Raw genomic sequence first — 12153 nt, 5'->3', positions numbered from 1 at the left:
CCCGCACGGCGCACGGCGGCCGGTCGCGCCCGGGGCGGGGCCGGGGGCCGTCGTGCGGCCGGCCGTCCTTCGGGCCCCACAGCGAAGAGGGCTGGAGGGTGGCCGACTGCTGAAGCCCGAGGGGGATGGACGGCCACCGACCAGGCCCCACCAGTAACCCAGAAGAGGTGACGGCGGACAATCACGTTGACGCCGAAGCACCCGTTCGGCTCAGCGTGCGGACCGGCCCGTTCACCACCGGGCGCGGACCGCGGCGGCGATCCCCGCCGGGTAGTCGTCCAGCGCGAGGGCGGCCGATATGTCGTGGCCCTGCCGCAGCATGGCGGCGACGGTGGGCGGGGAGTTCAGGGCGGCGTTGCGGGCGTCGAGGGCTTCTTGGGTGGCCGGGGCGAGGAAGGCGCCGGCGCCGCGGCCACCTTCTTGACACTGCGTCACATAGGGACGGAGCCGGTCTTCGTAGCGGGCGAAGGCCGTGCGGTGATCGCCCCCGGCGAGGGCGAGTTCACCGGCGAGGACATAGGCGCCGATGACCGCCGAGCCGGTGCCCATGCCGCCGACCGTGGCGCCGTATGCGGCGTCGCCGAGGAGGGCGATCCGGCCCGTGGACCACCTCGGGACATCGGCCCGGCTGATGGAGTCGAAGTAGAGGTCGCCGGCCTGCCCGAGGGTGGCGAGGAGTTCCGGTGTCCGCCAGCCTGCGCCGTCGAAGGCCTGCGCTATGGCCCGCCGCTGTGTACGCGGGTCGCGCCGGTCGTGGGCCGGCTCCTCGTCGGAGGCGAAGACGCAGAATGCCTCGCCCGCGTAGTCCGGCTCCCCGGCGCGGCGGGGGGTGCGGCCGACGGTGGCCAGGCGGCCGGGTTCGCCGTAGCCGACCGGGCGGGCGGCGAGGTCCCCGGCCTCTTCGGGGAGGTCCCAGGCGGCGACGTAGTACCCGAGGTGGCGGACGAAGTCCCTCTCGGGGCCGAAGGCGAGCCGGCGCACGGTGGAGTGCAGACCGTCGGCGCCGATCACGAGGTCGAAGGTGCGCGGCGCGCCCCGCTCGAAGGTGACGTGCACGCCGTCGGCGGTTTCGGCGAGGGCGGCGACGGAGTCGCCGAAGAGGTACTCGGGAGGAGGTCCGGGGAGGTGCTCGGGCGCCTCGGGACCTGTGGGCGGAGGACCGGGAGCGCGGGGGACGCCGGGTGGGGTCAGGCTGTGCTCGTAGAGGATGCGGGACAGGTCCGAGCGGAGTATCTCGACCTCGCCGCCGGTGAATTCGGGCGGCAGCGCGGCCAGCGGGCGGCCCTGTGCGTCGATGAAGGTGAGGGGGTCGCCTCCGCCCGTGCCGTGGTGCCTGATCTCGTCCAGGACGCCCATGCGCTCCAGGACCGTCAGCTGCGCCGCTCCGCGGAAGTCGACCGCGAAGCCGCCACGCCGCAGGGCGGGCGCCACCTCGATCACGGTGACCCGGAAGCCGTAGCGGCCGAGCCAGTGGGCCAGGGCCGGGCCCGCCACGCTGGCGCCGGAGACCAGAACCGAGCACCCCTGCGGCGGCGTCCGCCTCCCCCGCTCCCGGCCGGGCCTGACGGCGCCCCCGCGCTCCGTTGCCGTTCCGTACGTCATCACACGCTCCCCCGTGGGTCCGTCACCCGGATCCCGCTCGTCGTACCGACAGAGAAACTGTATCCGGTGGACACGGTTCTGTGTACCCCGGACACGGTTTTAGGATGCGGGGATGGCGGGAGACGACGGCAAGCGCAGCGTGTTCGGAGATCAGGCGGGGAGCGTCGAGGTGCTGTGGGGCGGGCGGGGGCGGCCCAGCCGCGGCCCCAAACCCGCGCTGAGCCTGGAGCGGATCACGCACACGGCCATGGCCCTCGCCGACACCGGCGGGCTCGGGGCGGTCTCCATGCAACGGGTCGCGGCCGAGCTCGACTTCACCAAGATGTCCTTGTACCGCTATGTGCCGGGGAAGAACGAGCTGGTCGCGCTGATGATCGACACGGCGCTGGGCGAGCCGCCCGCCCCGGAGGCGCCCGCGGGATCCGGCCGGGACGGGAGCGGGTGGCGGGCGGCGCTGCGCGCATGGGCCGAGGCGCTCGCGGCGGTCCACCACCGCCACCCCTGGCTGTTGGAGGCCGCCGTCGGCCCGCGTGTGATGGGCCCGCACGAGCTCGGCTGGATCGACGGCGCCCTCGCCGCGCTCGCCGGCACCGGCCTGACCGGCGGCGAGCGGCTCGACGCCGTGGTCGTGGTGACCGGCCATGTCCGCACCCTCGCCCGGGTGGCGGCGTCGACGGGGCTGGGCAGCACGCGGGCCAAGGGGCCGGAAGAGGCCATGAGCGCGGCGCTGAACGAGCTGCTCGCCGGCCGCGCCGACCGCTTTCCCGCGGTCGCCGCGGCCGTCGCCGACTCCGGTGGCGCCTCCCGCGACCAGGCCTGGGAGTTCGGCCTGGAGCGGATCCTCGACGGCCTGGAGGCCTATACGGGCAGGGCGCGGGGCGGCACTTCCTAGGCCGCGGCCCCGGGCAGCGAGCCCAGCCAGTCGGTCAGCAGGCGGTTGACCTCCTCGGGGCGTTCCTGCTGGACCCAGTGGCCGCAGCCGTCGAGGATGTGGGAGGCGGACAGGCCCGGGAGGGTGTGCGGGAACGCCTTGATGGCGTCGGCCATCCAGTTGGTGGGGGCGTCGTGCTCCCCGCCGATGAAGAGCGACGGCTGCCTGAGGGGCGCCCCGTCCCAGGCGGCGAGGTCCTCCCAGTCCCGGTCGATGTTGCGGTAGCGGTTGAGACCGCCGGTCAGGCCGGTGCGCTCGAACTCGCCCGCGTAGAAGTCGAGATCGGCCTCGGTGAGCCAGGGCAGCGGCAGGGGGAGCTTCTCGGGGAAGCGGTCGGAGAGCTTGCCGCCCGGGGCGACCGAGAAGTGCCCGACGTGGTCCTGGGCGGCGTCGGACCGCGTGGCGTCCTGCTTGGCGTCGCCCGAGGCCACGACGTAGAACCCGGCGATCCAGTCGCGGACGGCGGGCTCGATCTCCGCCTCCGCCCGGCCCGGCTCCTGGAAGTAGTTGATGTAGAACTCGCCCCCGCCGCCGAGCCGCGCGAAGGCCTCGGTGGGCCGGATACCGCCGCGGGGCGCGTACGGAACGCTCAGCAGTGCCACGGCGGTGAAGACATCGGGCCGCAGCAGCGCCGTGTTGGCGGCGATCGGCGAGCCCCAGTCGTGGCCCACGATGATCGCGGTCTCCTCGCCGAGGGCGCGCACCACCGCGACGTTGTCGGCGACATGGGCGAGCATCCGGTAGGCCGCCACGTCACGGGGTTTCGAGGAACGCCCGTAGCCCCGGACGTCGATGGCGACCGCCCGGTAGCCCGCGGCGGCGAGCGCGGGGAGCTGGTGGCGCCAGGAGTACCAGGACTCGGGGAAGCCGTGGACCATCAGGACGAGGGGTCCGCTGCCCTGCTCCACGAGGTGGATGCGGCCGCCGGGGACCTCGACCGTGCGGTGGACGGCCTCCGGCAGCGGGCCGGCCGGCGGCTGCGGCACCGGGGCGGCCGGGGAAGTGGGGGGCGTGGACGGCGTCTTGGCGGACTGCGGCATGCATCCTCCTCGGGGAGTGCGGCGGCGCCGGTGGTGGCGACGCCTGCGGGCGGCGGCCACGGCGCGCGGGCCCCGGTCCGGCGCGGCCCGCGGTCCCCGCGACCGCTCCCCCACGATCACGGCGGTGTCCCACCGCGCGCAAGGAATCTTGCCGGGACGGCAAACCGGCCGGACGCGGCCCCCGCGCCCTCGGCCTCTCCCTACAACCGCACCGTCCGCCGCGGTTGTTCCTTCGCGCCCGTCAGCAGGCCGTGCAGGGAGGCGAATTCGTCGACGCACTTGGCGGTGCCGTTGACCACGCAGTCCAGGGGATCGTCGGCGACCGTCACGGGGACGCCCGTCTCCTGGCGCAGCCGGCGGTCCAGGCCGCGGAGCAGGGCGCCGCCGCCGGTGAGGGCGATCCCTTGCTCGACGATGTCGCCGGACAGCTCCGGGGGGCATTCGTCGAGGGTGCGGTGGACGGCGCGGACGATCGCGTCGACCGGCTCGGCCAGCGCGTCGCGGACCTCCTCCTCGCTGATCTCCTGGACCCGGGGCAGGCCGTTGACGTGGTCGCGGCCGCGGACCGTGTAGGAGAAGGGGCGGTCGGGTGCGCCGTCCTCGTCGAGGTCGACCGGGGTCCAGACCGCCGAGCCGATCGCGATCTTGATGTCCTCGGCGGTGCGCTCGCCGATGGTCAGGGAGTGCTGCTTCTTGATGTGGGCGGCGACGGCGGCGTCCAGGGCGTCGCCGGCGACCCGTACGGACTGGGCGGTGACCAGCCCGCCCATGGAGATGACGGCGACCTCGGTCGTGCCGCCGCCGATGTCCACCACCATGCAGCCGACCGGCTCGTCCACGGGGAGGCCGGCGCCGATCGCGGCGGCCATCGGCTCCTCGATGAGGTGCACTTCGCGGGCGCCGGCGCTCCGGGCGGAGTCGATGACCGCGCGCCGTTCGACGCCGGTGACGCCGGAGGGGACGCAGATGACCACCCGCGGCCGGGAGAACCGGCGGCTGGGCAGGGCCTTCTTCATCAGGGCGCGCAGCATCCGCTCCGCGGCGTCGAAGTCGGCGATGACGCCGTCGCGCAGCGGGCGCATCGCGGTGATCCCGGAGGGGGTGCGGCCGATGGTCCGCTTGGCGTCCGCGCCCACGGCGATGACCTCGCCGGCGGCGTTGACCGCGACGACGGACGGTTCGTTCAGCACCACGCCCTTGCCGCGGGCGTACACCAGGGTGTTGGCCGTGCCGAGGTCGATGCCTATGTCGTACGTACCGGACGAAGTGCTGGACGCCATGGGGGGTTCGTGTGCTCTCTCGCGACGGAGTGGGATCCTGGGACATTGCCCCGCAGACAACCCCATGGGCGAGCAATGGCGTTCATTGCGGGCACTCAATAAGACTACTCAGGGCCCGGAATGGTTCCCTCCACCCGGCCCCGCGCGGCACCGCGGCCGCCCTCCTCGCGCCCGCGCGCCGCACCCTCCGGCCGGGCCCGTCCCGCATCGTCGCTCCCTTCCTCGTCCCGGCCCTCACCGGCCGGCCTCCCCCGGTGGCTCCTCGTCCTCCCCGGGGTCCGTGCGCGGCTCCCGGGAGAGCGCCTCCGCCAGGTCGTCGAGGGCGTCGAGCTGCAGGTCCGCCACGCGCAGGGCGACACCGCGGCTCTCGTCCTCCGCGTCCCACCTCTCCCATACGGCGCGCAGGTCGCTCCAGTTCATTTCGCCCCGCTCGCGTACGGCGCGGGTGGCCTCCTCCAAGCCGGCGCGCAGCTCGAAGGCGAACGCGGTGGCACCGGGCGAGGACGCGGCGTCCCGCTCCGGGAGGTGCACCTCCAGGATCATCGTGACCCGGCCCATCGTGGCCAGCGCGGTGCTGGCCGCGTTCGCCGAGGCGAGCGACAGGCCGCGGTGGCGCACCGGTTCCTTCTCGGCGCGGGCCTCGCTCTCCTCCCAGGCGGCGCGGGCCGCGCGGGAGTCCAGCAGGGCGTCGCGGACCTGCCGGGGCCGGCGTTCGGCGGGCTGCGCGTACAGGTCGAACACGGCCAGCGCGTACTGCCCGTTGGCCGCCAGCCACTCGGCGAGCCGGTCGCGGAGCTTGGGGGTCTCCCAGGCGGGGAACAGCGCGTACGACAGCATCGCGAGCAGCCCGCCGAGGAGGGTGAGCACCAGGCGTTCCTGGACGGTCTGCTCCCAGCCCGCACCGGCGATGCCGAGCAGGAAGACCACATAGGCCGCCACGCACGCCGAGGTCACCGAGAAGCCGGTGCGCATCAGCAGGTACATCAGCCCCGCGCAGACCACGGCGAGCCCGGCGCTGACGTAGGTGCCCGGGTGCGCCAGGGCCATCAGCGCGCCCGCGACGGTGACGCCGACGAGGGTGCCGAGGAAGCGGGCGATGCCGCGGGAGTAGGTCTGGGCGAAGTCGGGGCGCATCACCACGACCGAGGCCAGCGGCGCCCAGTAGCCGTGGCCGAACGGGAGCACGGTGCCCAGCAGATAGCCGGCCCCGGCGACCGCGGAGACCCGCAGGGCGTGCCGGAGGATGTGCGAGGACCAGCGGGCCTCGCGGTGCAGCGAGCGCAGCGCGCCCGGCACCAGCCGGGGCACGCTGGGCCGCAGCAGGTGGCCGCGTTCGGCCCCGGTGGTCGGGCGGGTGGCCTGGACCGGCTCGTCGGTGAGCTCGACGGCGTCGGCGAGCAGCGAGATCAGCCGGTAGGCGGAGCGCCGGGCCGCCCCGTGCAGCATCGGGCCGGTGGCGGGCACTTCGAGGGTGGCCATCGCCTCGGGGGGCAGCCGGACCGGCCGGGCGTGCCGTACCGCGTGGGCGACGGCGTCCAGCACGGTGGCCGCGGCGGCCAGCAGATCGCGGGCCCGGTCGCGTTCGGGCCCTTCCAGCGGGGCGCCGACGACCGGGTCGGCGAGGGAGGCGAGGACCGGCCGGACGCGTTCGGCGAGCCCCCGGGGGCCGTGCAGCTGGACGGGGCGGCGCCGGGCCTGGCGGGGCGTCACGGCGGAGGCGAGCCGGGCGTCCATCAGGGGGGAGGGGTCGAACGGGGCGACCGGGTCGTGCCGCAGCCGCCGGGCGTAGTCCGCCTCGTCGGCGAGCGCGTCGGCGAGCGCGTCGCGCTGGGTGCCCCAGGGGCGGACCGGGAGGACCACGATGAGCGTGGCCTGGACGAGCCCCCCGAAGAAGATCAGGGCGGCGTGTTCCAGCGCGCCGAGGACGGACGTCGGCAGGGTGACGGTGACCAGCATGATCGCCACGGTCTGGGTGCCGATCAGCCCGGCGACCGGGCCGATCGCCCAGGCCATCCCGGCCAGCAGGGTCCAGCCGGCCAGCAGCAGGACGAAGGCGACGAGGTGGGCGGCGGCCAGATAGCCGAGGAAGGTGGAGACGGCCAGCGCGCCGGCGACGGCGAGGGCGAGCAGCGGGCGCGGCCGCATGCTGCGCTGGAAGGTGACGATGCCGGAGGAGAACGCGCCGAAGGCGGAGGAGACCGCGAGGGACGGGTCGCCGCGCCACAGGCACAGGCCGATGACGAGGGCGACGCCGGCCGTGCCGCGGAGGGCGATCAGCGGGGTGAGCTTGGTCCGCTCGATGGTCACCCCCGAGCGAGCGGCTTCCTTGAGCGCACGCGACCAGGTCATAGCGAGAGGATACGGGCCACGTACGGGCGTTTTGGACTGCCGCGGGCGCGGGGCCCGGGCGCGTCCCGCCGCCCCGCCACCGGGAAAATCCCGGTAAACCCCCCTTCCCGCGCGCGTAAAGCGCCGCAGGTCACGAAGGGGATGCCCGGATTCCGCGCGGCGGTGCGACCAAGGCGACACCCCCGGACGGAAACCGCCGCCCGCACCGGTGCCCTCTAGCTGGTCAGCCGGGAGTGCTCCCGGGTTTCGGCAAGGAGAAGGCCCCGTGCGCAAAGCCCTGTTCCGTCCGGTGATCGCGCTGATCACCCTGACCGTTCTCGTCTGTACGGCCGGCTGCGGCACCGGCGCCACCCAGGCCTCCCCCATCCGGTTCGGCGGCCCCCAGGCCGGCGCCGCCCTGCATGCCGTGCCCCCGGGAAAGCGGTCGCTGGTGCAGTGGCCCACCCGCCCCATCAGCTTCGCCGAGGAGAGCCGGGTCGGCGGGGCCGGCCGCGACACCCCGATAGGCGTGACCACCCTGCACGGCCCGAAGTCGGGCTTCACGGGGAAGGTGTGGGTGTGGGCGCCGCCGGAGTACTACGAGAAGCGCAACGCCCACAAGGGTTTCCCGGTGATGGAGGCGCTGCCCGGCTCGTACGGCTTCCCCGTCAACTACTGGACAGGCTCCGACCTCAAGCTGGAGGAGAGCCTCGCCCAGTGGTCGCAGGACGGCGGCAGCCTGCCGTTCATCGTCGTCATGCCGGTGCTCAACCCCGACGACAAGCACTACTACGACGGCAGCGACATACCGGGCCGGCCCAAGATCGGCACCTGGCTCAGCCAGGACGTGCCCGATCTCGTACGGCAGAACTTCCGCACCCTCAAGACCCGTGACGCCTGGGCCATCATGGGCTCCTCCTCGGGCGGCTTCGCGGCCCTGAAGAACGTCCTCCAGCACCCGGACACGTTCAAGGTGGCGATCCCCAACGGGCCCGACATCGTGCCCGACTCACCGCTGTGGAACGCCCACGCCCGGCAGGAGCAGGAGAACAACCCCGAGGTGCTCGCCCGCCGGCTGATCGCCCGCGGCGGACCGCCGGTCTACCTCGCCTTCCAGGACGGCTCCCGGGAGAACACGGTGCTGCCGAAGGTACGGAAGTTCATCGCCCGCTACGGGCACGGCCCCGTGCACACCCGGCTGCAGGTCGTCCCGGACGGCACGCACAGCGCGGCGACCTATGTACAGGGCCTGGGCGAGGGCACGATGCGCTGGGTCAGCGCCCGCATGCAGGGGCCGACCGCCTGACCGCCGCGCCCCGGGCCGGCCGCCCGGCCGCGGCGGCCGGCCGGGCCCGTCAGGACACCACGTCCTTGCGCGCGAACCCCCGGAACGCCAGCGCGCACAGCACCAGCGCGTACGACACCGACACCGCCGCCCCCTGCACCATCCCGGCCCACTCCATCCGCGGCTGCAGGGCGTCCACCCAGGCGTACTGCCAGTGGGCGGGCAGCGCCTCGCGCCAGGTGCCGAGCGCGGTGACCTGGTCGAGGACATTGCCGACGATGGTCAGCCCGACGGCGCCGCCCACCGCGCCCAGCGGCGCGTCGGTCACCGTCGACAGCCAGAACGCCAGGGCCGCGGTGACCAGCTGGCTCACGAAGAGGTAGCCGACCACGACCGCCAGCCGCGGCAGCGCCGCCTCCGCGGACAGCGCGCCGCCGGTGGGCAGTTGCAGCGGGCCCCAGCCGTACGCCGCGGTGCCCGCGCCCAGCGCCACCAGCGGCAGCAGCACCATCGCGGCGGCGCTGAACAGCAGCCCGACGGTGAGCTTGCTCAGCAGCAGCCGGGCCCGTGGCACCGGCGCGGCCAGCAGGTACCGCAGCGAGGACCAGCTCGCCTCGGACGCGACCGTGTCACCGCAGAACAGGGCCACCGGCACCACCAGCACGAAGCCCGCGGAGACGAACAGGGCGGTGGCGGCGAAGTTCCCGCCGGAGGCGGTCGCGGCGTCCATGAGGGTGATCCGGCCGGTGCCGCGCCCCTGCGGGCCGCCGCCGAGCTCGAACGCGGCCACCAGCACCAACGGCAGCAGCGCCAGGATCGCGGCGATCACCAGGGTGCGGCGGCGCCGCAACTGGCGGCGCGCCTCGACGCGCAGCGGGAGGGTGCGGCGCGGGCGGTAACCCGGCGCCCGCGCGGTGGCCGGTGCGGTCATCGGTCCCCTCCGATCAGGGTGAGGAAGGCGTCCTCCAGGCGTCGGTGCGGCCCGATGCGGTCCACGGCGACCTCCAGCCGGAGCAGTTCGGTGAGCAGATGGGTGGTGGTGGCCCCGTCCAGCCGTACCAGGAGGCCCCCGTCGGCCCGTACCGCCGAGGCGACCCCCGGCAGCGCGCCGATCTTCTCCACCACGGCGTCGGCGACCGGTTCCGCGGCGCCGACCAGGACGGTGTCGCCGGAGCCGGTGATCTCGGCGACCGGACCGGCCCGCACCAGCCGGCCGCGGTCCATGACGACCAGATGCGTGGCGCTCTGTTCGACCTCGGCCAGCAGATGGCTGGAGACGATGACGGTGCGTCCGGCGGCGGCGTAGCGGATCATCACCTCGCGCATCTCCCGGATCTGCGGCGGGTCGAGCCCGTTGGTCGGCTCGTCGAGGATCAGCAGATCCGGCAGGCCGAGCATGGCCTGGGCGATCGCGAGCCGCTGCCGCATGCCCTGGGAGTAGGTGCGGACGGCGCGCTGCAGGGCGTCGCCGAGACCGGCGATCTCCAGCGCCTCGTCGAGGTGCGCGTCGGCGGCCGGGCGCCCGGTCGCCTGCCAGTACAGCTCCAGGTTGGCGCGGCCGGACAGATGCGGCAGGAATCCGGCGCCCTCGACGAACGCGCCGACCCTCGACAGCACCTCGGCACCCGGCCGGACCGCCTGCCCGAAGATCCGGATCTCCCCCTCGTCGGGCGTGATCAGCCCCATCAGCATGCGCAGGGTGGTGGTCTTGCCGGCGCCGTTGGGCCCCAGCAGTCCGAGCACCTGCCCCCGCTCGACGCGGAAGCCGAGATCCTGGACGGCATACCTGTCGGCGGACTTCGCGTAGCGCTTGCTCAGGCCGCTGATCTGCAGCGGGACCTCGGCGAGCGCCGGGTCGGGGGCGGGCGCCGCGGCCCTGCGACGGGCGGTGAGCAGCAGCAGCGCGGCCACCACGGCGGCCGCCGCGGGCAGCTGCCAGGTCCACGACGGCAGCGGGGCGGGGGCGCTGCGCACCTGGGGCGCGGTGGGCACGTTCAGGGCGCCGCCCCGCAGCGCGACGTGGTAGGTGGCGGGTTCGACCGGGGAGGCGTAGCCGAGGTCGGTGGCGGAGAGCACCAGCCGCAACCGGTGGCCGGCCGCCAGCTCGTGGTCGACGGCGGGCAGGTGCAGCCGCACCGTCCTGCCGTCGTGGGCGTCCTCGACGCGGTAGGGCGTGACGAGCTGGGACGGCAGCACCTGGCGGCGGCCGTCCGGGGCGACGTCGTAGACCTTGGCGAAGAACACCGCGTCCCGGGAGCCGGCGCGCACGTGCACGGTGGCGGTGGGGCTGCCGGTGAGGTGGACGGGGGTGCGCAGCGGCGCCGAGAGGAAGGCCGCGTACTGGCCGGGGAAGTCCACGGACAGGCCGCCGGCGCCCATCGAGGAGAGGTTGCCGAGCGCGCCGACGCCGGGCACCGCGGAGATGGCGGGCGGTCCGGCGCCGGCCGGGTTGCTGAAGGTCTGGGGGCGGCCCGCGAGCCGGACCCGCCGGGGGTCGTTGTCCAGGCCGGGGTAGCGGCCCCCGCTCGCGCCGCGCAGCCGCGCCGCGCCGTCGGTGGAGTCCACTCCCCCGGTGCGGCTGATCCGGAACGCGGGTCCGGTGGCGGCGTGCTCGTCGCCCTTCAGATAGCGGTCGAACCAGTCCTTGGTACGGGCCTCCAGGCGGCCGAGCTCGCGGTCGCCGCCGTCGTGCCCGCCGGCGATCCAGTCGACGTCGACCGGTGCGCCGTTCTTGTGGATCGCCCGCTGCATGGCGTCGGCCTGGCCGAGCGGGAAGAGCGAATCGGTCTGGCCCTGCATGATCAGGGTCGGCACCTTGATGCGGTCGCCGACGGCGGCGGGACTGCGGGACTCCAGGAGCCGGCGGGCCGCCTCGTCGGGCCGCCCCTTCTCGGCGACCCGCTCGTACGTCCGGCACAGCTCCGGCTCGAACCGCACACAGCCGCCGGGGGCCGAGGGCGCGGCGGTCGGCGAGCCGGTGGTGCCCGCCGGACCGGTGGTGAAGAAGATGCCCGCCCACAGCTTCTTGAAGACGCCGTGGGGGAAGAGCGCGTCGGCGAGGTTCCAGTAGGTGATCTGCGGGGCGATGGCGTCCACGCGCCGGTCGTAGCCGGCCGCCAGCAGCGAGATCGCGCCGCCGTAGGAGCCGCCGGCGACGCCCACCCGGGGGTCGCCGGCCTTGTCGAGCCGCACCTCGGGGCGCTTCGCCAGCCAGTCGATCAGCCGGCGGACGTCGGCGACCTCGCCGTGCGGGTCGTTCAGCCCGATCTTCCCGGTGGACCGGCCGAAGCCGCGCGCCGACCAGGTCAGGACGGCGTAGCCGTCCCGGGCCAGCTTCTCGGCCTGGGGGCGGAGGGTGTCCTTGGTGGCGCCGAAGCCGTGGGCGAGCAGCACCGCGGGCCGCCGCCGCGCGGAGCTCCCGGCCGTGAAGTAGGAGGTGTCGATCCGCACCTGCTTCGAGCTGCCCGGCCGGTCCGGCATGGTCATCACCCGGTCGGCGCGGTGCACGGCGGGCGCGGCGTCCGAGGAGGCGGCCGCCCAGGTGCCGCCTCCTATGAGGACGGCCAGTGCGCCCGCCGCGGCGTACAGGCGGCGGGCGCGCGGTCTGAGGCCTCGGAGATCCATACCGTGAATCCTAGGGAGGGGCCGCGGCGGGCGGCCGGTACCCCGGGGCGACCCCGGCGGCCT

At 74.8% G+C, this 12153-nt stretch carries 8 protein-coding genes; 2 read left to right on the top strand and 6 right to left on the bottom strand.

The annotated features are described in order from the left end of the window. Positions 1 to 231: 231 nt before the first annotated feature. The gene (locus tag AB0411_RS14665; RefSeq protein WP_366417646.1) at positions 232 to 1602 is read right to left on the bottom strand and encodes an FAD-dependent monooxygenase; all 1371 of its coding nucleotides are present in this window, start codon (positions 1600 to 1602) and stop codon (positions 232 to 234) included. A 112-nt stretch (positions 1603 to 1714) separates the two neighbouring features. On the opposite strand from AB0411_RS14665, the gene AB0411_RS14660 reads away from it, so the two are divergent. After that, positions 1715 to 2494, top strand: a complete 780-nt coding sequence (locus AB0411_RS14660) for a TetR/AcrR family transcriptional regulator (protein ID WP_366417645.1) — start codon at positions 1715 to 1717, stop codon at positions 2492 to 2494. On the opposite strand, the gene AB0411_RS14655 is transcribed toward AB0411_RS14660, so the two are convergent. The 3 genes from AB0411_RS14655 to AB0411_RS14645 form a co-directional block, all read right to left on the bottom strand. Beyond that, entirely contained in the window at positions 2491 to 3573 is a 1083-nt protein-coding gene (locus AB0411_RS14655; protein WP_366417644.1) for an alpha/beta fold hydrolase, read from the bottom strand. The genes AB0411_RS14660 and AB0411_RS14655 overlap by 4 nt on opposite strands. A gap of 200 nt (positions 3574 to 3773) precedes the next feature. Continuing rightward, positions 3774 to 4853: a rod shape-determining protein gene (locus tag AB0411_RS14650; RefSeq protein WP_366417643.1), complete on the bottom strand. Its 1080-nt coding sequence runs from the start codon at positions 4851 to 4853 to the stop codon at positions 3774 to 3776. Positions 4854 to 5087: 234 nt separating this feature from the next. Next, positions 5088 to 7202, bottom strand: coding sequence for an FUSC family protein (locus AB0411_RS14645; protein ID WP_366417641.1), 2115 nt, complete (start codon positions 7200 to 7202; stop codon positions 5088 to 5090). 265 nt (positions 7203 to 7467) lie between these two features. Between AB0411_RS14645 and AB0411_RS14640 the strand changes: the two genes are divergently transcribed. Then, the gene (locus AB0411_RS14640; protein ID WP_366417640.1) at positions 7468 to 8487 is read left to right on the top strand and encodes an alpha/beta hydrolase; all 1020 of its coding nucleotides are present in this window, start codon (positions 7468 to 7470) and stop codon (positions 8485 to 8487) included. A gap of 49 nt (positions 8488 to 8536) precedes the next feature. On the opposite strand, the gene AB0411_RS14635 is transcribed toward AB0411_RS14640, so the two are convergent. Continuing rightward, on the bottom strand, positions 8537 to 9397 hold the full coding sequence (locus tag AB0411_RS14635; RefSeq protein ID WP_366417639.1) for an ABC transporter permease: 861 nt from the start codon (positions 9395 to 9397) through the stop codon (positions 8537 to 8539). Next, positions 9394 to 12090, bottom strand: a complete 2697-nt coding sequence (locus AB0411_RS14630; RefSeq protein WP_366417638.1) for an alpha/beta fold hydrolase — start codon at positions 12088 to 12090, stop codon at positions 9394 to 9396. Before AB0411_RS14630 ends, AB0411_RS14635 begins: the two co-directional genes overlap by 4 nt. Positions 12091 to 12153 lie beyond the last annotated feature (63 nt).

Source organism: Streptomyces angustmyceticus (genome assembly GCF_040701845.1).
Classification (GTDB): Bacteria; Actinomycetota; Actinomycetes; order Streptomycetales; family Streptomycetaceae; genus Streptomyces; species Streptomyces angustmyceticus_A.
This window is presented reverse-complemented; position numbering and strand designations above follow the sequence as displayed.

Coding starts and splice junctions, on each gene's coding strand:
- AB0411_RS14665 (WP_366417646.1), bottom strand. CDS start 1,602: ATGACGTACGGAACGGCAACGGAGCGCGGGGGCGCCGTCAGGCCCGGC.
- AB0411_RS14660 (WP_366417645.1), top strand. CDS start 1,715: ATGGCGGGAGACGACGGCAAGCGCAGCGTGTTCGGAGATCAGGCGGGG.
- AB0411_RS14655 (WP_366417644.1), bottom strand. CDS start 3,573: ATGCCGCAGTCCGCCAAGACGCCGTCCACGCCCCCCACTTCCCCGGCC.
- AB0411_RS14650 (WP_366417643.1), bottom strand. CDS start 4,853: ATGGCGTCCAGCACTTCGTCCGGTACGTACGACATAGGCATCGACCTC.
- AB0411_RS14645 (WP_366417641.1), bottom strand. CDS start 7,202: ATGACCTGGTCGCGTGCGCTCAAGGAAGCCGCTCGCTCGGGGGTGACC.
- AB0411_RS14635 (WP_366417639.1), bottom strand. CDS start 9,397: ATGACCGCACCGGCCACCGCGCGGGCGCCGGGTTACCGCCCGCGCCGC.
- AB0411_RS14630 (WP_366417638.1), bottom strand. CDS start 12,090: ATGGATCTCCGAGGCCTCAGACCGCGCGCCCGCCGCCTGTACGCCGCG.